Raw genomic sequence first — 20,877 nt, 5'->3', positions numbered from 1 at the left:
ACCCGACATGGGGCCGGTGTCGAGTTTACGCTGCCTGGTTCAGGGCCTGCTCCAGGTCGGCGAAGAGGTCGGCGGGCTCCTCCAGGCCGACATTCAGTCGTACGATCCGGCCATCATAGCCGCGCTGCGTGCGCGGCAGCGGCGGGTAGGCCATCGCCAGGCTATGCGTGCCGCCCCAGCTGAAGCCCAGCCGGAACAGGCGCAGCGCCTCGACGAAACCTGTGATGCGCTGCGTATCCCAGCCCGGCTCGAACACCACCGAGAACACGCTCGCCGAGCCGGTGAAATCGCGCCGCCAGATCTCGTGCCCCGGACAGTCCGGCAGGGCCGGGTGGAGCACGAGCGCGACCTCGGGGCGCGCCTTGAGCCAATGGGCGATTTCCAGCGTCGTCCTCTCCAGGCGGTCGAGGCGAACGGCCAGCGTCTCCAGCCCGCGCAGGGCGAGCGCGCAATCGTCCGGAGAGACGGCCATGCCGAGCAGGCGGTGCGTCGCGCCGATCCGCTCCCTGGCCTCCTCCGTGCCGGCAGAGACAGTGCCGAGCAGGATGTCGCTATGGCCGCCGACATATTTGGTCAGCGCCTGCATGCTGACATCGACCCCATGCGCGAAGGCATCGAACAGCACGCCGGCTGCGTAGGTGTTGTCGAGCGCGACGGGTACGCCCGCCGCATGCGCGGCCGCGACGATGGCCGGCACGTCCTGTACCTCCATGGTGATCGTGCCGGGGCTCTCGCACCAGATCAGCCGCGTGTTTGGCCGGATCAGCGCAGCGATGCCGGAGCCGATCAGCGGATCATAGGTCTCGACCGTGACGCCGAGCCCGGCCAGCAGTTCATCGGCGAGTTCGCGGTTGGGCCCATAGGCGGTCTCAGGCAGGAGGGCGTGATCGCCCGCACGGCAGAAGGCGAGATAGATCAGCGCGATGGCGGCCTGGCCGCCCGGTACGACGAAGCTCGCGCGCGCGCCTTCAAGATCGGCGATGCGGAGCGCGAGTTCCCGCGTCGTCGGCGTGCCGTAGAGGCCGTAGGAGTAGCCCTCGCCGCGCCAGTCGTCGCGCGCCTCGGCGACGCGCTCGAACAGCACGGTCGAGCCGCGATGAATGGCGGGAACGAGGGCGCGAAAATCCTGCGACGCTGCGACCCTGGGGTGCACGAGCCTGGTCCGCCAGTGCCGGGCGGGATGTTCGTCGGTCATTGCGCCTCACCGAATCGTCGGGGGTCGACAGCCCCCCGTATCTTTGAGGGTGAAGGCCGCTCTCGTCCGGTGTCAAAGGGGACAGGGAGGGAGCAGGTTCCGGGGAGCGATCGGCCGGCAATCACGCTTCGGGGAGGGCCGACAGCACGGGACGTCCTGCAATCTGTGGCCGACCCGGATGGATGAGATGCGTCTGCGCGACCTCGGGCGCTCATATGGGATGCGTCACACGCTCGCGGACTCCCGAGATGCGGGCTGGCCGTCTGCCTCCGCTGCCCCATCGGGCGTGCACCGGCCGCAGCCGATGCCGTTCCTCGACGGATCGGCGGCGCCGAACATGCTGTATCCCAGTAATGATCAGGCCGTGGTTTTGCCCCCGGCCTGATCTCACAGCGTTGGGCTGGCGTGACGCGCCGGCGTGAGCGCCCTCGTGACTGGCGATAGCGGCCCATCGGGATCGGTGCGGCAGAGAGCGCTGATGGTCGCCCTCGGAGCGCGTGCGGGCATCATTCGTCAGCGCCCTGGCTTGGCCCCGAGTCCCCGCAGGGCATAGGCGATAACCTGTTCGATCTCAGGCCTTGCATGCTCCGCGCTCAGCGCCATCATCGTTGGGTGCATGAAGCAGACCATGGTCGTCTTCACGCAGGATGCGCCGGCGGCCGCATCCTCGACGCTGAAATCACCTGAAGTCTGGCCTTCCTCCACGATTGTCCTGATCAGGCCTTCGACGCGCTGAATATAGCGAAGACAGACGCCCCAGCTTTCGGCCATTGCGTCCTCCACCATGTCGTTCACGCGGCTGTTGGTCATGAAGTGCCGCTCGCTGAGCTCGGAGAGCGCAAGCAGGAAGGCGGCAAGACGCTCGGGAGGAGGCGAGTTTCCGGCGGCGATCACCTCGAGTTCGTCGCCGATCTGACTCAGCAAAAGCTCGGCGACGGCCTCGTTGATGGCCCTCTTGCTGTCAAAGAAGCGGTAGACATGCGCGGGGCTCTTGCCGAGTTCGGCCGCGATCTCGGCAACCGTGGTCTTCTGGTAACCAATGGTTGTGAAGAGCCGCCGGGCGACCGCGAGAATGTCTTGCAGCGGCTCGATGCCGTCCTGCCGCCGGCTCGCATTCTCCGTCTGGGCAGTCACTCGCGCCGTGTAACGGGATGGATTTGTCACCAAGGCTACTCCGAGACAGTCGTGAGGGGCAAAGGCCAGAGCATCGGCCCGAAAACTGCGTTGCGGTTTTCGGAAAAGCCGCAAACACAGAACGTCAGATCATTGGGCCGGATGTGATATCCGGTTCGATGACCTAGTGGGCAACCGAGGTCGCGAGGGTCGGCACAAGCGTGCCTGGCTCCGGCCTCAGCGGCGCGCCACGTTCATCCAGCGACTTGCGGAACCATAGAGCGTAAAGCGCCGGCAAGAACAGGATCGTGAGAAAGGTCGCGACAAACAGCCCTCCCATGATGGTGACAGCCATCGGGCTCCAGAATGCGCTCGACGACAGCGGAATCATGGCAAGGATAGCCGCAAGCGCCGTCAGCACCACGGGCCGCGCCCGCCTGACCGTCGCGTCGACGATGGCCTCGCGCCGGCTGTGCGATCCCGATGCGACGTCGCTCTCGATCTGGTCGACGAGGATGAGCGTATTCCGCATGATCATGCCGGCGAGTGCGATCAACCCCAGCAGCGCGGTGAAGCCAAAGGGCTGATGGGCGAGATTGAGACTGGCCGATGTCCCGATCAGGCCAAGCGGAGCCGTCATGAAGACCAGGGCGAGGCGGGAAAAGTTCTGCAGCTGGATCATCAGCAGGGTCAGCATCGCGAGAAACATGATGGGGAAGAGCACGAAAAGCGCTGCGTTCGCCTTCTCCGACTCCTCGACTGCGCCTCCTGTCTCGATGCGATAGCCCGGCTCCAGGCTGTTCTTGATCGACTGCAGGCGCGGCAGGATTTGCGCCGTTACATCCGGCGGCTGGACCCCGTCCACCACGTCGGCGCGCACGGTGATGACGGTGTCGCGGTTGCGACGCCGCAGGATCGGATCCTCATGGACATAGTCGAGCCTTGCGACCTGGGACAGAGGAACGGCGACGCCGTTGCGGGCGACGATGGTCAAGTCGCCGACATGGCCGAGATCCAGCCTTTCGCTTTCGCCGGCCCGCGCGACCACGGCGACTTGCTCGACGCCGTCGCGAACCGTCGTAATGGTCACCCCGGAGACAAGGGTCTGCAGCGTCTGCGAGACGTCCTGCACGTTCAGCCCCAGAGCACGAGCCCGCTCCTGATCGACCACGAGTCTCACCGAGGGCGACATCTCGTTCCAGTCCAGATGTGGGTTGACCGCGTTCCGGTTGGTACGAACGGCGTCACGGACCTGGTAGGCGACCTCGCGCACCTTCATCGGGTCGGGGCCGATCACGCGGAACTGGACGGGAAAGCCGACAGGCGGTCCAAACGAGAAGCGGTCAACGCGCGCGCGCGCCTGGGTCAGGGCGCCGGCGCCAATCGCGGCATCGAGGCGCGACTTGACGCGCTCTCGGCCCTCGATCGACTTCGTCAGGATCACGATCTCGGCGAAGGCCTCGTTCGGCAACGTCGGATTCAGCCCGAGCCAGAACCGCGGGGAGCCTTGGCCGACATAGGCCGTAAAGGTCTGGATGTCGGGGTCGGTCTGACCGATCAGCTTCTCGGCCTCGGCGACGACGCCTGTCGTTGCTCCGATCGACGAGCCCTCGGGCAGGCGAAGCTGGAGAAAGAGCTCCTTGCGCTCCGACAACGGGAAGAATTGCTGCTGGACGAAGCCGAAGCCGACGACGGCAGCAGCGAAGATGCCGATAGTGACGACGACGGTCGTCATCCGCCAACGCACGCAGGTCTGGATCGCTCGGCGCAGGGCGCGGTACAGGCGGGTATCGTAGATTGCGTCAGGATTTCCATGTGCGCCGCCCTTGGACAGCGACGACGGCAGCAGCAGGACCCCGAGATAGGGCGTGAAGACCACCGCCACGATCCAGGACAGGGCGAGCGCGATCCCGACGACCCAGAAGATGCCTCCGGCATACTCGCCGGCACCTGACTTCGCGAAGCCGACGGGCAGGAAACCCGCGACTGTGACGGCGGTACCAGTCAGCATCGGGAAGGCGGTCGATCGCCAGGCAAAGGCCGCGGCCTGGATGCGGTCGTAGCCCTGCTCCATCTTCACCACCATCATCTCCACGGCGATGATGGCATCGTCGACCAGCAGTCCGAGCGCGATGATCAGCGCACCGAGCGTGATCCGGTGCAGGTCCATGCCGAGCATGTACATGACGACGAAGGTCGCTGCGAGCACCAGCGGCACCGAAAGCGCCACCACGATCCCCGTGCGCCAGCCAAGCGACAGGAAGGAGACGCCGAGCACGATGGCGAGCGCTTCCACGAAGGAGCGCTCGAACTCGAAGATCGACTCCTCGACGATCTCGGGCTGGTCGGCAATCTGCTCGAACTTGACCCCCTGCGGCACGTCCAACTGGAAGGCGCGCGTCGCGGCGGCCACGTCCTTGCCGAAATTCAGGATATTGGCGCCGCGCGCCATGACGACGCCCACGCCGAGTGCGGGTTCGCCGCGTTGGCGCACGAGAAAGCTTGGTGGGTCGACGAAGCCGCGCGTCACGGTTGCGATATCGCCCAGCCGGAAGGTGCGCCCTCCTGCATCGACCGGCGTTTCGGCCACCGCCTTCACGCCGTCGAGAGCTCCGGTGACGCGAAGCGGAATCCGTTGCGCGTTCGTCTCGACGGTCCCGGCCGGCGTCACGTCGTTCTGGCGGGCCAGCGAGTCGAAGAGCGCTTGCGGCGCCACGCCGAGTGTCGCCAGCTTGGCATGGCTGAATTCGACGAAGATGCGCTCCTGCTGGACGCCGTAGATGTTCACTTTCGCGACGCCGGGAACCCGGAGCAGCCGTTGCCGCAACGCATCGGCGACCTTCTTGAGCTGAGCGTAGTCTGCGCCGTCGCCCGTCAGCATCGTCAGGATCGAGTCGACATCGCCGTACTCGTCATTGACATTCGGGCCGATCACCCCCGCCGGCAAGGAGGGGCGGACATCGTCCAACTTCTTGCGGAGCTGATAGAACAGGCCCGCGACCTCGGCCGGCGGAGTGCTGTCCTTGAACGAGATCTGCATGGCCGCAAAGGACGGCTTCACATAGGTCTGCACCTTGTCGAAATACGCCAGCTCCTGGAGCTTCTTTTCGATGGGGTCAGCGACCTGGTCCTGCATCTCGCGCGCCGTGGCGCCTGGCCACACCGCCGTCAGCACGGCGTCCTTGATCGTGAAGTTCGGATCCTCCGAACGCCCGAGCCGCATGAAAGACAACGTACCCGCTATCGCGATCACGATGATCAGGAAGAGGACGAGTGCGCGGTGCTCGACAGCCCAGCGCGAAAGGTTGAATTCTCTCATGGCGTCCTGGCCTTCTCAGAATGAGAACTGATCGACGGCGCGAACCGTCAGACCGGCGTCAAGTTTCTGGGCGCCAAGCAGGACCACGCGGTCTCCCTCGGCGAGTCCGGCAGAGACGATCACGTCCTTCGATTCGTAGACTGCGACAGTGACCGGCTTGGCTGCGAGCGTCCCATCAGGGCGCACGGTCCACACCGATGGCCCCGTGCCCTGGTTGACGAGGGCTGTCAGAGGCAGGCGGACGATGCGCTCGGGATCGGAATCGGTCAGAGTTACGGTCGCCGTCATGCCGAGTTGCACCTCCGGGCCTGCTGCAGCGACCGTGAAGCGCGCGAGATAGGTCCGCGTCGCAGCGTCGGCGGCAGGCGACAGCTCTCGCAGGGCCGCACCATAGCGGACCCCGGCGTTCGACCAGAGCGTTACCACGGCCTTTGCCTGTCGCGCGCGATCGACCGAGGCCTCCGGGATAGCCACGACGGCTTCCTTTTCTGCCGTGCGGGCAAGCCGGATCGCCGCGTATGCCGGCTGGACGACCTGGCCGGGCTCGACCGCAGTCGCCGTGATGACGCCGTTGGCGTCGGCGCGCAGGACGGCATAGGACGAGGCGTTCTTCGCGAGGTCCAGCGCACGCTCCGCGCGGGCGAGGCGGCTCCTCGCCTCTTCCGAAGCGGCGCGCCGGGCATCGAGCGTGGCGGCCGTCGTCCAGCCCTGTTTGATCAACGACCGGGCGCGATCGAAATCTGCCTCGGCCTGCGCCCGGCTAGCAGCCGCCGCCGCGCGCTCGGCCTCGGCTTGCTGGACCTGGAGCCCGAAATCGGCCTCGTCGAGCGTGGCGAGCACGTCGCCGTCCCGGACCACGTCCCCGACATTCACGAGCCGCTTGGCGACCTTTCCCTGCACGCGAAAGCCGAGATCGCTTTCGACACGTGCCCGAATGACGCCGACGAGGCTGCGCTCGCCGGTCCTTGGCTCGAAGGCGACGGCCGGAGCCAGGACCGGGCGAGCCTGGTTGTGAGTTTCGGCGCGCTCTGCACCATCCGAAGGCTCGCAACCGGCGAGCACCACGGCGAGCCCCGCAAGGGAGATGGCGCGAAAGACGGTGGGAAGCAGTGGTGTTCCGCGCATGGCGCCCTCGAATTGTTGTGAGGCCGAACAGGGGTGCTGCGGAGGGTTGGGATCGCGGGTTTGCCGCGCGGATCGCACCTTCAGGAACACCGTTAGCCAGAGGACTATCAGCTAACGTGTGACGAATGTCAACATTCGTCACACGTTGTTCGTCACTTCATTATTGCTAGGTGTGCCGTCCCGAATGCGCCGCCCCGGTGCTCGCTGCGGGACCGTCACCGTGCCGCTAGCAGCGGTGCGATGTCGCTTGCGACGAGATCGAACGCGGCCGGCAGGAGCGGCGGCATGGCATCGAGGCCAGTGGCGCCGGCGCCGAACCGCGCGAAGGAGGGGAGGTTGGGGATCAGCGTGGCCGAGACGGTCCCACGCTCTGGAACCGAAGCGTCTGCTTCGTGGCCAAAGCCGCCAGGGGGAAATGTCGGTCCATGGCGGGTTGTCTGGCTCAACCCGCTCAAATCGCCTGCCGCCGCGCTATGCGGCTACGAAGAGGGGTGACTTTGGAGATGTCGCCTAACCCGGTCCAGCAACAGAGCGCACCGTCGAAGCGTCGATTCAGTGTCGCCGAGCATCTTTCGGTCGAGAACAACAAAGTCCCTTATGGTCGATCCGGTCGGGAATTGCTGCCAGCTCAGGTCGATGTGATACCATTCCTCTCCAACGCGAAGCCCGTTCCAGAAATGGGTTTCCTCACTTTCGCCTGTCCAGACCTTTCCTTTGATGATTTCCGTTTCCGGGAAGTAGTGTTGCACCACCCGTGAGGTGGGGTAGCACTGACCAAAGGCGGGATTGCCCGGCTTGACAGCCGCCCTATAGGCGGTTTGCCCGTCCCAGGACGCCTCCAACGCCTCGCGCATGCGGAGCATGCGGTCCTGGTATTTGGATCGATCGGGCATGGCGGCTCCCCTATCAGATCCTGCCGAAATTCAAGGTCGGCCCCCAAGCCCGTTGCGGAGCTATGCGGCAGGGTGCTTCATCGTCTGGCATTCAGATTAGGTGAAGTCGGCGTGGATCAAAGTCTCAAGCGCTTCGGCATTTCTGGAAACAAGTGCCTCGGCTTTCGCTTCCAGCACGCTGCGGATTTGAGTGCTTAGGGGCGACATGGATGGAGCCTCACGTTCCAGCGTTCGGGCTTATCAGCCGTGTCTCGGGTGTCCATCCATCTCGGAACGCGCTCCGGCACAACTTATCGCTGCATCGGGATCGAAATCGCCCTTTGCGCGTTGAGCTTTTGCGCCACCAAGCGAGCGCGAGGAGCAGACGATGACGACGATGAGGCAGACAGCCGTTTCTTTCGCGGCCCTTCTGATGCTGGCATCACCCGCCTTGGCGCAGTCGCCGCCGCTCGGGCGTTCGACGGGCACTGTTCGCATCGAGCAGGTTTCCGCTGGTTTCATCGCCTCGGGCGAAGCGGGCGGCGGCACCTTGCGCTTTCAGGGCCGCTCCTATCCGATCTCGGTCGGCGGCCTTGGCATCGGCTCCATCGGCGCATCTCGCACCGTCGCATCCGGGACAGTCTATGGCCTTCGTAAAGTGTCGGACTTTGCTGGCGCCTATGTCCAGCTGAAGGAAGGTTGGGCCGTCGGCAGGCAGGGCGGCGGCAACGTCTATCTGCGCAACGACAAGGGCGTGACCCTGCGTTTGGCCACGCGCCGGCAAGGGCTTCAGCTCTCGCTCGGGGCGGACGGCGTGCTGATCGGCTTCAAGCAGTAGAAGGCCATCCGCCAGGCGGACCGGATCTCGTATCCGGTCCGCTACTCCAGCCTGTCCCTGTGTGAATCGACTTTCCCAAAGACCGCCATTCCCTTGTCGGGCAATGGCCTTAGCCCTCGCGCAGCACGGCTTCGTCCCCCGCGGCCGGAAGCGCCCGGAACAGGGCGGCGATCATGTGCACGAAGAAGGCGCACATGCGCGGATCGCCCGATTGCGCACGGCCCTCGGACAGCCGTTCGACCCGGCGGTCGGCGACATGCATCAGGAGCGCGCCGAGCGCATATTCGTAGCCCCAGACCATCGTCTCGCGTGAGCGGCCGGGCAGGGCCTGCATCATTGCATCGATCAGACTATGGGCGAGGCGGTCATAGACGCGTTCGATGATCGCGCTCGCCTCCGGTCCCGGATCCCAGGCGGTGCGGGCGACCAGCAGCGAGAATGCGTCTGCGCCGGCTTCCCGCAGGCGAATGACCGGCTCGGCCCAGGCCCGGACCAGATCCTCGACCGCATGGGGATTGGCGCCGGAGATATCGACCGCGGCAATCCTGTCGATGCGCTCGGTGACGTAGCCGCTGCGATGCGCGAAGACCGCGGAAAACAGGTCCTCCTTGCGCCCAAAGTGGTAGCCGACGAGGGCGAGCGGCACCTTGGCCGCGCCCGCGATGTCGCGGACCGAAACGCCGGAATAGCCGCGTTCGGCGAACAGGGCCTCGGCCGCACTGAGGATCGCGAGCCGCCGATCTTGCGCCGCCTCGGCCTTCCGCGAGCGTTTTGCCTCGACCGGTCCCGTCATGCCGCCTGCTCCATCAGTACTCCTCGTCGATGATCTTGTACGATCGTCCAAGATGTCCTATCCCATTCCCGACGCCGGCAAGCCCGGCATGTGGCTGGCGGCGATGACACTGATCGATCTGTCCATTCCCCTGGAAAACGACGTACCCGCCGATCCGCCCTTCCAGAAGGTCAGGATCGACTACCGCCATCACGGCGAGACGGCGACGGAAATCGCTGCGGCCTTTCCCGGCCTGCGCCCCGAACAGCTTCCGGACGGCCAGGGCTGGGCGGTCGAGCAGGTCAATATCTCGACCCATAACGGCACGCATGTCGATGCCCCCTGGCATTACCACCCGACGATGGATGGCGGCGTCCGGGCCGCGACGATCGATGAATTGCCGCTCGACTGGTTCATCCGGCCGGGTGTGAAGCTCGATTTTCGCCATCTGCCGGACGGGCATGTCGTGACGCCAGACGAGATCGACGCCGAACTCCGGCGCATCGGCCATCGCCTGCAGCCTTTCGAGATCGTCGTCGCGAATACCCGCGCCGGGCAGCGCTATGGCGAGGCGGACTATATCCATTCCGGCTGCGGTTTTGGACGGGCAGCGACCCTGCATCTCGTGCGGCAGGGCATCCGCGTCGTCGGCACCGATGGCTGGAGCTGGGATGCCCCGTTCAGCCATACCGCGCGCCGCTTCGCCGAAACCGGGGACGCCTCGCTGATCTGGGAAGGGCACAAGGCCGGCCGGGAGGCGGGCTACTGCCAGATCGAGAAGCTACACAATCTGGAAGCGCTGCCGCCGACGGGATTCACCATTTCCTGCCTGCCGGTGAAGGTGAAGGGCGGCTCGGCCGGCTGGACCCGGGCCGTCGCCATTCTGAACGACTGACATCGCAGGCGCAGGTCGCAACAAGACGGCGCCGATCCCGGGGAGGGGCATATGGGCAAGGTCATCATCACCTGCGCGGTCACGGGCGGCATTCATACGCCGACCATGTCCGAGCACCTGCCGATCACGCCAGGCGAGATCGCCCAGCAGGCGATCGAGGCGGCGGAAGCCGGCGCCGCCATCCTGCATCTGCACGCACGCGATCCCAGGGATGGCCGGCCGACGCCCGATCCCGCCGTGTTCATGGAGTTTCTGCCGCGGATCAAGCAGGCGACGGACGCGGTGATCAACATTACCACGGGCGGCGGTCTCAACATGACTGTCGAGCAACGTCTGGCCGCGCCGCTGCAGGCCGCGCCCGAGATGTGCTCGCTCAATATGGGCTCGATGAACTTCGCGCTGCATCCGCTCGCCAAGCGCTACAGCAACTGGAAGCATGGCTGGGAAGAGCCCTATCTTTCCGGCACCAAGGATTTCATCTTCCGCAACACCTTCGCCGATATCGAGCGGATCTATAAGCTGCTCGGCGAGGGGCATGGCACCAAGTTCGAGCACGAATGCTACGACGTGGGCCATCTCTACAACCTCGCCCATTGCCTCGATCAGGGCTGGTTCAAGCCGCCCGTCTTCTTGCAGCTGATCTTCGGGATTCTCGGTGGCATCGGCGCCGACATGGACAATCTCATGTTCATGAAGCGTACGGCCGACAAGCTGTTCGGCTCGGACTATCAATGGTCCGTCCTGGCCGCCGGCCGCCACCAGATGCCGTTCTGCACGCAGGCCGCGATGATGGGCGGCAATGTCCGCGTCGGCCTCGAGGACAGCCTGTTCATCGGCCGCGGGCAGCTTGCCCGCAGCAATGCCGAGCAGGTCGCCAAGATCCGACGCATCGTCGAGGAACTCGGCATGGAGATCGCGACGCCGGCGGAAGCACGCGCCACGCTCGGGCTCAAGGGCGGCGACCAGGTGAACTTCTGAGGCGCGCCATGGCGGGGACATCCAATCCGATCGACGGTTTCACGGTCGATCCCGCGGCGATCAGCTATGTCGGAGAGGGTCTGCAGCGCCCGGAATGCATCCTGGCTGAGCGCGACGGCACGCTCTGGTCGGCCGATGCGCGCGGCGGGGTCGTGCGCATCGCCCCGGACGGGCGCCAGCAGCTGATCGTGCAGCAGGCGAGCCGCGGCTTTGCCGAGGCCGGAAACGACGAGGACCGCTTCGTCGCCGGCACCTTGCCGAACGGGCTCGCCTTTGCCCGCAATGGCGACATCCTGATCTCGAATTTCGGGACCGACCGGCTCGAGATCATGACCCGGGACGGAGAGACGCGCGTCCTCATCGACAACATCGACGGCGAGCCGATCGGCAAGGTCAATTTCGTGCTGCGCGACAGCCGGGACCGGATCTGGCTGACGATCTCCACCCGGACGAAGAACTGGATGAAGGCGATGAGCCCCGCGATCCGGGACGGCTATGTCGCGCTCTATGATGGCGGGCGCCTGCGCGTCGTCGCCGATGGCTTCCATTTCACCAACGAGATCAGGCTCGATGCTGCCGAGGAGTGGCTCTATGTCGTCGAGACCTGCGGCCGCCGCGTGACGCGGCTGCGCGTCGGCCGGGATGGCAGCCTCTCGCAGCACGAGACGTTCGGCCCCAGCGATCATGGCGCCTTCATCGACGGCATCGCCTTCGACGCCCACGGCAATCTCTGGGGCACCCATGTCATGACCGACCGCATCTTCGCGATCACGCCCGTTGGCGATCTGCGCATCCTGCTCGACGATGATCGCGGCAGCGCGGCGGGCAGGGCCCTCATGGCGGCTTTCGCCCGCGACGAGGCGACGCCCGAGCTGATGCTCGCCTGTGGCGGCAGCATCGCCCCCTGGTTCGCCAGCATCACCTTTGGCGGCCCCGATCTGCGCACGGCCTATATCGGCAGCCTGAGGGGCACGCGCATCCCGGCCTTCCGGTCGCCTGTCGCCGGATTGCCGATGGCTCATTGGAACTGAAACGATCGACCCGCCTGACGGTCGACGGAATGGGAGGATTTGGAATGCGGATCAAGTTCGTGGCAGCCACGGTCGCGCTGGCGCTCGGGTGGCCGGGTCTCGCGGCCAAGGCGGAGGTCTCCGACGGGGTCGTCAAGATTGGCGTCCTCACCGACATGTCCGGCGTCTATTCCGACATCACCGGCAAGGGATCGGTGCTGGCGACCCGGATGGCGATCGACGATTGCCTGGCGGCCGAATGCGCCGGCATGACAATCGAGACGGTCTCGGCCGATCATCAGAACAAGGCCGATGTCGCCTCCGTGATCGCGCGCGAATGGATCGACCAGCAGAAGGTCGATGTCCTCGCCGACATGTCCAATGCCTCGCTCCAGCTCGCCCTGCCGCCGCTGCTGAAGGAGAAGAACCGGGTCGGCCTGTTTCCGGGCGGCACGGCGCGGCTGACCGGTGACGCCTGCCAGCCCGATCACATCGTGCAATGGATGTGGGACACCTATGTCCAGGTCTCCGGGGTCGCCAATGCGCTGACGAAGCCGGGTTCGAAATGGTATCTGGTGACGGCGAATTACGCGCTCGGACACCAGCTCGAAGCCGATACCAAGACCTTGGTGACGGCCAAGGGCGGGAACTATCTCGGCTCGGTCCGCCATGCCTTTCCCGCGACCGAATTGTCGTCGCAGCTCCTGACCGCGCAAGGGTCGGGCGCCGACATCATCGCGCTGGCCAATGCCGGCGGCGATACCATTGCCGGCATCAAGACGGCCCGGGACTTTGGCGTCGGCCAGGGCGCCCAGAAGCTGGTCGCCTTCTTCATGACCGTGATGGATGTGAAGAGCGTCGGCCTCCAGGGCGCGCAGGGCACCGTGCTGACCGAAGGCTTCTACTGGAACCTGGATGATCGGACGCGCGCCTTTTCCGAGCGCTTCAAGGCGAAGAACGGCACCGTTCCCTCGGCCATCCATGCCGGCATCTATTCGGCGGTCCGGCACTATCTCAAGGCGGTCGCGGCCGTGAAATCGGACGATGCCAAGGCGGTCATCGCCAAGATGCGCGAGATCCCGATCGAGGACGATGTCGTGCGCAACGCGAAGCTGCGCGAGGATGGACGCATGGTCCATGACTTCTACGTCTTCCAGGTGAAGAAGCCGGAGGAGTCGAAGGGCGACTGGGACTTCTACAACCTCGTTGCGACCATCCCCGGAGACCAGGCCTTCCGCTCGCTCGCAGACGGCGCCTGCCCGGCCCTCAAGAAATAGGCGCGCGCCGCCGACGGTCTGGGGCTGGGGACGTCATCGCCCTGGCCACCAGGCCAGCAGCCGACGCCGCCGCGCGCGCTGCCGGTTTCGTGGAGACCAACACGGGGTGTTCGGTGACGCTGGAGGCGGCGCCTGTACCACCTTCCGGCTCATCACCGTCTATGTCATGATCACCATCATTGACTTCGCGCATTGCTTCGACCTGACGCAATGGAGCCGGCGGCTCGAGCGGAGGCTGCATGTCGCTCCTTGATCTGAAAGACGTCGTCAAGCGCTACGGCCAGCACACTGTCTTGAACGGCGTGTCGCTCACCGTCGCGAAGGGGCAGATCATCGCCGTCATCGGCCGCTCGGGCTCGGGCAAGAGCACCTTGCTGCGCTGCGTGAACGGGCTGGAGCCTATCCAGGGCGGCACCATCTCCTTCGACGGTACCGTGGTCAACGATCCCGGCACGGACTTGAGCAAGCTGCGCCTGCATGTCGGGATCGTGTTCCAGAGCTTCAATCTCTTCCCGCATCTCAGTGCCGAGGAGAACATCACGCTCGCGCCCAATGTGGTGAAGGGGGTGCCGCTGGCCGAGGCACGGCGCCTGGCGCAAACCGTGCTGCGAAAGGTGGGACTGGCCGAGAAGATCGACGCCTATCCCGACCAGCTCTCCGGCGGCCAGCAGCAATGCCTGGCCATCGCGCGTTCGTTGGCGATGGCGCCGCAACTCATCCTGTTCGATGACCCGGAACTGGTCGGCGCAGTGCCGAAACTGCTGGAGGAGATGGCGCGCGACGGCATGACCATCATGCTGGTGACCCACGACATCGGCTTCGCCTGCAAGGTCGCCGACCGCGTGGCGTTCATGCACCAGGGCAGGATCTGGGAGGAAGGTCCCGCGGCCGCGACGCTCGCCCGGCCACGCACGCCCGAGCTGGGGAGCTTTCTAAGCGCAGTCCTGCTGCATTGAGCTTACCGCCGGCTGCAGCATGAGAATGCATGTCAGCCGGACAACATGGACTTCCGCGAGCGAGTGTCGCGACGGACTGCGCCGGCGCCTCACATCGTCCCCAGGAATGCCGCAGCGGCCAGCAGCGCCCCGGTCAGGATGTTCGCCAGGAACAACCCGAAATTCACATCCGGGCGGGCAAGGTCGATCCGCCAGGTCTGCCAGGCCAGATGCGCGGCGATCACCAGCATTCCGATGGCGTAGGGCAGCGACATGCCCAGCAGCCAGCCACCAAGCGACCATGCTGCAATCGTCAGCGCATAGAACAGCCCGACCCAGGCCTTGCCATGCCGGCCGAACAGGATCGCCGTCGATTTCAGGCCGAGACGGCTATCGTCCTTCACGTCGACATAGGCATAGACGGTATCGTAGCCGATCTGCCAGGCGATGGCCCCGGCCCACATCAGCACCGCGCCGGGTGGGATATGCCCTGCGACCTCGGCCCAGGCCATGAGCATCCCCCAATTGAAGGCCGCGCCCAGGACCGCCTGCGGCCAATGGGTGAAACGCTTGCAAAGCGGGTAGATGAACACGAGCGGGAGAACGCATAGCGCGACCAGAGCTGTGTATGGGGCAAGGACAAGCAGCAGCGCAGCTGCCAGCGCGAGCTGGACGCCCAGAAAGACGAAGGCCTGTCGCGTGCCGATCTGCCCGCTTGCCAATGGCCTGAAGCGGGTTCGCTCGACATGGCCGTCAAAATTCCGATCGGCAATATCGTTGACGGTGGAGCCGGCGCTTCGCATCAGCAACGCACCGAGAGAGAAGATGGCCAGGAGCCCGAGGTCGGGGACACCCTGGGAGGCCTGGATCAGGGCGGCCCAACAGGGAAACAGGGTCAGCCATATGCCGACTGGGCGATCGAGCCGCGCCAGCCGCGTATAGGGCCGCCATGCGGCCGGCAGCCGGCGATCGACCCAATCGCCCCGATGGATGTCGCTCAAGTCTGGGCGGCTTGCAGATGTCATGACCCGGTCCAAGTTCCTGTCGCGAAGCTTTCGATGAAAGCGGCAGGTTTGTCCCAGATTCCCGCACCATCCTGAATGGATTTTTGGCGGGAAGGATCGAAGCGGGCAACGGGGCCAGCACGATGCTCGCGCCGCAATGCCGGAGCCGCTCCGCTAATCCGCGGAAGGGCTCGGGTTGCCGCGAGCCCTTCTCCTTAACCCTGTCTGCTGTCGCTATGCGGCGTGGCTGCGGCGCGGCAGCTTCCAGTTCGGGCGGGCGAAATGGCAGGTGTAGCCTCCCGGATGGCGCTCCAGATAATCCTGGTGTTCCGGCTCCGCCTCCCAGAAGTCGGATGTCGGCGCGAGTTCCGTGACGACCTTGCCCGGCCATAGGCCCGAGGCATCGACATCGGCGATCGTGTCCTGCGCCTCCCTTCGTTGTTCCTCGGACGCGTAGAAGATCATCGACCGATAACTTGTGCCGATGTCGTTGCCTTGCCGATCCTTCGTGGTGGGATCGTGAATCTGGAAGAAGAGTTCGAGCAGATCCCGGAAGCTCGTCTTCTCCGGATCGAAGGTGATCTCGATAGCCTCTGCGTGCGTGCCATGATTGCGATAGGTTGCGTTCGGTACGTCCCCGCCGGCATAGCCGACCCGGGTCGAGATGACGCCCGGGCGACGTCGGATCAGATCCTGCATGCCCCAGAAACATCCTCCAGCCAGGACAGCCCGTTCAGTTGCACCAGTCATGCGTCTTCTCCTTCCTCAGTAAAAACTGTGCGAAATTCGCCGCAGCCTTCGCTCGCCAGGTCATCGAGATGGATGAAACGCAGCGAGGCGGCTCGCCTGAGACGACGTCAACATACAGCCCCGGCTCCTCGTTGTCCCAGGCAAGGCCCTCTCGGTGCCGTCCGTCTGCGTCACCCGGTACTGCCCCGGCGTCAGATTGGCATCCGGGTCCTTGAGATAGGTCATCATCGGCTTTCTTCCCTGGTCGATCTCACGGGCCGCTCACTTGAGAGAAAGAAGCGGCTTCCCCTTCTCGACCAGGTACGTGGCGAGCTCAGCTGCATTGGCGTTCCCGGCATTCCTCGCTGCGTGGGGTGTTCCTGCCGGGATGAAAAGAGATTCGCCAGCCTTGAGCGTGACGGGCGGCTTGCCTTCGAACTGATACTCCAACGAGCCCTCGAGGACATAGGCGACCTCTACGCCTGGATGCGTGTGCATGCCGAATGACGCCCCCGGAGCGAAATCGACACGCACCTGGATGACCTCGCGCCCGGGCTGCTCGAGATCGCTCCGCAACACGTCGGTGCGACCTATTCCTGTTGGTTGCGCCTGCACAAGCGACAGCGACAACCCGCTTCCAACGAGTAGGGCCAAGCTTGCCAGAGTTCGGAACGGCTTCATGTGACTCTCCCTTTGTTTTCTCGATGCATTAGAGTCAGTGTTTGTATCCACGTTATTTCGTTTTATTGATGGTTTGTATCTCAGTATGTCTTGATGGTGAGGTCATATCTCTACGCGGAGGCGACCGTTGCTGGGTTGGTGATCCAGGGTGCGATGGTCGATAGAAACGACCGGCGCCGCGCCTTGCGCCGCAAGCGGTCATCGGCACCCGCCTTGGGAATGGCAGCGATGGGCATCGCGCGCGCGTTGCCGCGCACTCAGGGCAACGAGGCGCGAACCTCGTCGATCGTCTGCTTCGGGTTCTGAAGGTGAGGGTAGTGCCCGATGCCGGGAAGAAGAGTGAATTGAGCCTGGATCCTCTCGGCCAGTTCAACGCCCATGTCCTTCTTGATGTAGAGGTCCTTCTCGCCCCAGACCACCTTCACCCTGGCCTTGAACCGGGCCAGTTGCGACTCGAAATGGTCCTGGTCGCGCGTGAACTGCGCGTAGTAGTGCGCGAACGCGTCGGCCGTCGTCAGCGTGCCATGGTCCCATCCGCGGGACATGTCGGTCCTGAATTCCCCGGAAATTTCGAACTGGGCTTCGTTCGGCAAGCCCCTTCTGAAGGCGTTCTCGAGGATATCCTCGCGGTTCCTGTTCAACTGAGCGCGGGCCTGGTCCATCGCAGGCCCGGCCTTCAGGGTCTGCAGGCTCTCATACATGTAACCCGGCCTGTTGAACGGGGCGAAATCGCCAACGATGATCGTCTTTGCAATGTCGGGCTTCTCCAAGGCCAGGAGAAGCACAGGCAATGCCCCGATATCGGTCGCGTAGATCGTGAGTTTTGATGTGTCGATACCTGCTTTGACGATGTAGTCATTCAGGATGCGCGCGTAGTCTTTGGGTGCATAGGAAAACCTGTCGACCGTTGGTCTCGATGAAAGTCCGTAGCCCGGCCAATCGAATGCATGGACTTCGTAGTCATCGGCGAGGGCGAGTGAAATCTTCTTCCAGGCGTACAAGGTCTCTGGAAATCCATGCAGAAAGAGTACGGTCCCTTTCGGTCGCGGGCTGCGCACCACCATTCGCCTGAGGGTGATGTCCTTGTCGACTTCGAGGAAGCCGATCTCGACTGTCTCCGGTCCGGAATGAGTCTGCGCATATCCCGGTACGACGGCAGGCCCAAGCACTGCCGTGGCGGTGAACAGGCCAAGCCGGGCGCCAGCGGCGCCAATCGCAGCGGCGCTCACGAGATGGCGGCGACTGGGGTCGATCCCTTCGGGCCTGGTGTTCATGATGAGATCCCCTGGTTCGCGTCCACGCGCCCCGGCAACCGCACGGTCACCTCCTGCAGGAGCCAGGAGTTGCCGTCCGGATCCTTGAACGAGGCATAGGAGCGATAGCTGCGCCGTTCCGGATCCAGGCCGGGGATCGGCGGGTGTCCCGGACCAGCGACGTGGAAGATGTCGCTGACATCGACTCCGCGCCCGACGAGTTCGGCGCGCGCGGCCTCGATGTCGGAGACGACGAGAAAGAGCCCGCTCGCCGAGCCTGGCGTGGCCGGTGTCACGCCCTTGCCGAAATGGATCGAGGCAGGGGAGCCAGGAGGCGTGAACTGCACGCCCCGAAACGTGTCGCCGACGACAAAGTCGGCGTCGAGCCTCCAGCCCAGGCTGCCATAGAAGTGCTTGGCGCGATCGACATCCGCGACGGGGATGGCGGCGACCTCGAACTTCATGGCGACAGGGCGCGCGGATGCCGCGGCGTCGTTATGAGCTTGAGCCATGGTGATCTCCTCAGGTTTGATGATGGGTGGAAGCGTTCGCTTGCCCTGCGCGGCGAGCGGTCTGCTGTCTTCGGCGCTGCACGGGACGAGCGCGTTCGCGGGCGTGATCAGCGGGCCGGGCGCAGCGGTCTGAAGGCAGAGCGAAGTTCGGCGGCAAGCAGCTCGGGCTGCTCCCAGGCGGCGAAATGTCCGCCCCTATCGAGCTCGTTGAAATACACGAGATTGCGGTATGCGCGCCGCGCCCAGGTCTCCGGGGCGCGGTAGACCTCATCGGGAAACACCGAAACCGCGACCGGAAGCGAGATCTCGCTGGTCTTTTGTGCGGCTGAGAGGACGACACTTTGACCAGCGGTCTCCCAGTACAGGCGCGCGGCCGAGGTCGCGGAATTCGTCAGCCAGTACAGCGTGATGTTGTCCAGCACGTCGTCCCTGTCGAGCCGACGCTCCGGCTCGCCGTTATTGTAGTCGAAGATCCAGGCCGCAAGCCCGACCGGAGTATCGGCCAGGGCGTAGCCGAGCGTCTGCGGCCGCGTGCCCATGATCACGCCGTAAGCCCTGTACATCTTGTAGAACGTGTCCAGTGCGCTGAAGGCCGCGCGCTCCTTGTCTGAGAGGCCGGCTGGCGCGGGCCCGCCGGTGGCAAGCGCCGCAGCGACCTCGGGCGGCACCGCCGCCGGCAGGTTGATGTGGATGCCGAGCAACCCGGCAACCCCCTGGCGCGCCATCGCGCTGGAGACGGGCGAGCCCCAGTCGCCGCCCTGGGCAACGTAGCGGGTGTACCCGAGCCGTCGCATCAATTCGGCCCAGGCGCGTCCTATGCGATCGGGATTCCAGCCCTTCTCCCTTGGCTTGCCGGAGAAACCGTAGCCGGGCATCGACGGAATCACGAGATGGAAGGCGTCCGACGCGTTTCCGCCATGTGCCGTCGGATTGGTGAGCGGATCGATGATCTTGAGTTGCTCGATGATCGAGCCGGGCCATCCATGCGTCACGATCAGGGGCAGGGCGTCTTCATGCTTCGAGCGAACATGAATGAAGTGAATCTCGACGCCATCGATCTCGGTCATGAACATCGGCATAGCGTTCAGGCGCGCTTCCACCTTCCGCCAGTCGTAATCCGTGCCCCAGTGGCGAGCGATCTCCCGGAGCGTGCCCAGCTGATTGCCCTGCGACCGGTCGCTCACCGTTTCCTGGTCCGGCCACCGCGTGGCGGCGATGCGCTGGCGAAGATCCGAGAGTTGCGCCTCCGGCACGTTGACGCGGAAGGGGCGAATGGAGTCGTCGACCGGGGCTGCCACCAAACGTGACGGCAGCAGGTTCGCGGCACTTGCCACGACGCCGATTGCGGCCATGCCCAGGAGCCGCCGGCGATCCTGGTCGATGACATCGCTGGTGTTGCGTTCACGCATGGCTCTCTCCCGTGTTGCTCTCTTGTTTCCGGGTGCTAGGCGCTGAGCTGCTGGCGTTGCCGCAGGTTGTAGCGAGGGGCTGCGATCGCGTTTGGAATCTTGTCAGCCAAGGCGTGGCGAGCGGTCTCGAAGCGCTCCCAATCCACCAAGTTCGGGAGCGAGGGGCCGCGTCGGCCATCTCGCGGACATTACCCTGATCGCCGTGCGTGTCGGAGAAATTTCTAGCGTTGTCTGCGCCAGCCCGGTCTATCTGCAAGCCCGCGGGACGCCCAGCTCGCCCGGTGACCTCTCCGCACATGACTGCATCAGTTATCCGCCGATCCAGTCGCCTAACACCTGGAGATTCAAGCGGGACCAGACCGAATACGCGGTGCCGGTCAGGTCGCGGTCCGTCGCGAGCAATCTCGAATCGGCCTGCGATGCGGCGTGCGCAGGCATCGGGATCACCGCGGGGCGGGGCGCTCGTCCTATGCGATATCGATCACTTCAAGCAGGTGAACGATCGCTACGGCCATCAGGCCGGCGACGAGATTATCTGCGCCTTCGCGCAGCTGCTCGAACGAACCGGCGAGGCTGCGGCCCGCATCGGTGGAGAGGAATTCGCTCTGCTGCTGCCGGGCCAGGGCGCGTCAGTCGCCGGGGAGCTCGCCGGCATGGTCCGTGCGCGCTTTCATGCGGCGGGCCACCCGCTCATTGCGCCGGATCACAGGCTCAGCGCGAGTTTCGGTGTTGCGACATACCGGGCAGGCGAACCGCTTCGGGACGTGTTCGTCCGGGCCGACGCCGCGATCTATCGGGCCAAGCATGAGGGCCGCAACCGCGTCGTCATCGGTCTGGAGGGCGCTGCCTGTGCCACTGCGGCTGCCCCGCATCAGCAAGCCGCCTGACCCGGGCCGAGAGACGGGCGAAGCCCGGCCGGCGCAGTCGACTGCCGTCGGGACTTCCACCTTGGCCCCGCCG

20 protein-coding genes and 2 pseudogenes are annotated in these 20,877 nt (G+C 65.0%); 9 read left to right on the top strand and 13 right to left on the bottom strand.

The window, feature by feature from the left end; translation table 11 throughout:
- Nucleotides 1–25: 25 nt before the first annotated feature.
- The 6 genes from BIWAKO_RS30615 to BIWAKO_RS30590 form a co-directional block, all read right to left on the bottom strand.
- On the bottom strand, nucleotides 26–1,195 hold the full coding sequence (locus BIWAKO_RS30615) for a cystathionine beta-lyase (protein WP_069881851.1): 1,170 nt from the start codon (nucleotides 1,193–1,195) through the stop codon (nucleotides 26–28).
- A gap of 513 nt (nucleotides 1,196–1,708) precedes the next feature.
- Nucleotides 1,709–2,359, bottom strand: coding sequence for a TetR/AcrR family transcriptional regulator (locus BIWAKO_RS30610; protein WP_176733446.1), 651 nt, complete (start codon nucleotides 2,357–2,359; stop codon nucleotides 1,709–1,711).
- Between the two features lie 133 nt (nucleotides 2,360–2,492).
- A complete protein-coding gene (locus BIWAKO_RS30605; protein ID WP_069881850.1) occupies nucleotides 2,493–5,627 on the bottom strand; it encodes an efflux RND transporter permease subunit in 3,135 nt (1,044 codons plus the stop codon).
- A gap of 15 nt (nucleotides 5,628–5,642) precedes the next feature.
- Complete coding sequence (locus BIWAKO_RS30600) at nucleotides 5,643–6,752, bottom strand: efflux RND transporter periplasmic adaptor subunit (RefSeq protein WP_069881849.1); 1,110 nt, start codon at nucleotides 6,750–6,752, stop codon at nucleotides 5,643–5,645.
- A 215-nt stretch (nucleotides 6,753–6,967) separates the two neighbouring features.
- Nucleotides 6,968–7,198: a hypothetical protein gene (locus tag BIWAKO_RS30595; RefSeq protein ID WP_069881848.1), complete on the bottom strand. Its 231-nt coding sequence runs from the start codon at nucleotides 7,196–7,198 to the stop codon at nucleotides 6,968–6,970.
- 33 nt (nucleotides 7,199–7,231) lie between these two features.
- Nucleotides 7,232–7,645: a YunG family protein gene (locus tag BIWAKO_RS30590; RefSeq protein WP_069881847.1), complete on the bottom strand. Its 414-nt coding sequence runs from the start codon at nucleotides 7,643–7,645 to the stop codon at nucleotides 7,232–7,234.
- A gap of 367 nt (nucleotides 7,646–8,012) precedes the next feature.
- Here BIWAKO_RS30590 and BIWAKO_RS30585 point away from each other — a divergent pair, with 367 nt between their 5' ends.
- Nucleotides 8,013–8,462, top strand: coding sequence for a hypothetical protein (locus BIWAKO_RS30585; protein ID WP_069881846.1), 450 nt, complete (start codon nucleotides 8,013–8,015; stop codon nucleotides 8,460–8,462).
- A gap of 109 nt (nucleotides 8,463–8,571) precedes the next feature.
- Here the strand turns inward: BIWAKO_RS30585 and BIWAKO_RS30580 are convergent, their stop codons facing one another.
- Nucleotides 8,572–9,255, bottom strand: coding sequence for a TetR/AcrR family transcriptional regulator (locus tag BIWAKO_RS30580; protein ID WP_069881845.1), 684 nt, complete (start codon nucleotides 9,253–9,255; stop codon nucleotides 8,572–8,574).
- 52 nt (nucleotides 9,256–9,307) lie between these two features.
- Here BIWAKO_RS30580 and BIWAKO_RS30575 point away from each other — a divergent pair, with 52 nt between their 5' ends.
- The 6 genes from BIWAKO_RS30575 to BIWAKO_RS30555 all read left to right on the top strand — a co-directional run bounded on the left by BIWAKO_RS30575 (nucleotide 9,308) and on the right by BIWAKO_RS30555 (nucleotide 14,350).
- Nucleotides 9,308–10,129: a cyclase family protein gene (locus BIWAKO_RS30575; RefSeq protein WP_244523592.1), complete on the top strand. Its 822-nt coding sequence runs from the start codon at nucleotides 9,308–9,310 to the stop codon at nucleotides 10,127–10,129.
- Nucleotides 10,130–10,180: 51 nt separating this feature from the next.
- Complete coding sequence (gene kce, locus BIWAKO_RS30570) at nucleotides 10,181–11,107, top strand: 3,5-dioxohexanoate:acetyl-CoA acetone transferase (RefSeq protein WP_069881844.1); 927 nt, start codon at nucleotides 10,181–10,183, stop codon at nucleotides 11,105–11,107.
- 8 nt (nucleotides 11,108–11,115) lie between these two features.
- On the top strand, nucleotides 11,116–12,138 hold the full coding sequence (locus tag BIWAKO_RS30565; protein WP_069881843.1) for an SMP-30/gluconolactonase/LRE family protein: 1,023 nt from the start codon (nucleotides 11,116–11,118) through the stop codon (nucleotides 12,136–12,138).
- 44 nt (nucleotides 12,139–12,182) lie between these two features.
- Nucleotides 12,183–13,394 (top strand): ABC transporter substrate-binding protein, encoded by a 1,212-nt coding sequence (locus BIWAKO_RS30560; protein WP_069881842.1) that lies wholly within the window; start codon nucleotides 12,183–12,185, stop codon nucleotides 13,392–13,394.
- Nucleotides 13,395–13,500: 106 nt separating this feature from the next.
- Nucleotides 13,501–13,647, top strand: coding sequence for a hypothetical protein (locus BIWAKO_RS36215; protein ID WP_176733445.1), 147 nt, complete (start codon nucleotides 13,501–13,503; stop codon nucleotides 13,645–13,647).
- Nucleotides 13,634–14,350, top strand: coding sequence for an amino acid ABC transporter ATP-binding protein (locus tag BIWAKO_RS30555; RefSeq protein ID WP_069881841.1), 717 nt, complete (start codon nucleotides 13,634–13,636; stop codon nucleotides 14,348–14,350). Before BIWAKO_RS36215 ends, BIWAKO_RS30555 begins: the two co-directional genes overlap by 14 nt.
- A gap of 89 nt (nucleotides 14,351–14,439) precedes the next feature.
- Here the strand turns inward: BIWAKO_RS30555 and ubiA are convergent, their stop codons facing one another.
- From ubiA to BIWAKO_RS30525, 6 genes and pseudogenes are all read right to left on the bottom strand, one after another.
- On the bottom strand, nucleotides 14,440–15,354 hold the full coding sequence (gene ubiA, locus BIWAKO_RS30550) for a 4-hydroxybenzoate octaprenyltransferase (RefSeq protein WP_069881840.1): 915 nt from the start codon (nucleotides 15,352–15,354) through the stop codon (nucleotides 14,440–14,442).
- A gap of 213 nt (nucleotides 15,355–15,567) precedes the next feature.
- Nucleotides 15,568–16,083, bottom strand: a complete 516-nt coding sequence (gene msrA / locus BIWAKO_RS30545; RefSeq protein ID WP_069881839.1) for a peptide-methionine (S)-S-oxide reductase MsrA — start codon at nucleotides 16,081–16,083, stop codon at nucleotides 15,568–15,570.
- A 261-nt stretch (nucleotides 16,084–16,344) separates the two neighbouring features.
- Nucleotides 16,345–16,743 (bottom strand): cupin domain-containing protein, encoded by a 399-nt coding sequence (locus BIWAKO_RS30540; RefSeq protein ID WP_069881838.1) that lies wholly within the window; start codon nucleotides 16,741–16,743, stop codon nucleotides 16,345–16,347.
- 257 nt (nucleotides 16,744–17,000) lie between these two features.
- Nucleotides 17,001–18,017: an alpha/beta fold hydrolase gene (locus BIWAKO_RS30535; protein ID WP_084652046.1), complete on the bottom strand. Its 1,017-nt coding sequence runs from the start codon at nucleotides 18,015–18,017 to the stop codon at nucleotides 17,001–17,003.
- An 11-nt stretch (nucleotides 18,018–18,028) separates the two neighbouring features.
- Nucleotides 18,029–18,508, bottom strand: a pseudogene (locus BIWAKO_RS30530) (VOC family protein); the annotation flags it as partial.
- Nucleotides 18,509–18,615: 107 nt separating this feature from the next.
- A complete protein-coding gene (locus BIWAKO_RS30525; protein ID WP_069881837.1) occupies nucleotides 18,616–19,917 on the bottom strand; it encodes an epoxide hydrolase family protein in 1,302 nt (433 codons plus the stop codon).
- A gap of 202 nt (nucleotides 19,918–20,119) precedes the next feature.
- On the opposite strand from BIWAKO_RS30525, the pseudogene BIWAKO_RS37455 reads away from it, so the two are divergent.
- A pseudogene (locus tag BIWAKO_RS37455) lies at nucleotides 20,120–20,308 on the top strand (LysR family transcriptional regulator); the annotation flags it as partial.
- A 28-nt stretch (nucleotides 20,309–20,336) separates the two neighbouring features.
- Nucleotides 20,337–20,804 carry a GGDEF domain-containing protein gene (locus BIWAKO_RS30520; protein ID WP_069881836.1) on the top strand — a complete coding sequence of 156 codons (468 nt, stop codon included), beginning with the start codon at nucleotides 20,337–20,339 and terminating at the stop codon, nucleotides 20,802–20,804.
- The last annotated feature ends 73 nt before the right edge of the window (nucleotides 20,805–20,877 follow it).

The organism is Bosea sp. BIWAKO-01, from assembly GCF_001748145.1.
In the GTDB taxonomy this organism is placed as follows: domain Bacteria; phylum Pseudomonadota; class Alphaproteobacteria; order Rhizobiales; family Beijerinckiaceae; genus Allobosea.
This window is presented reverse-complemented; position numbering and strand designations above follow the sequence as displayed.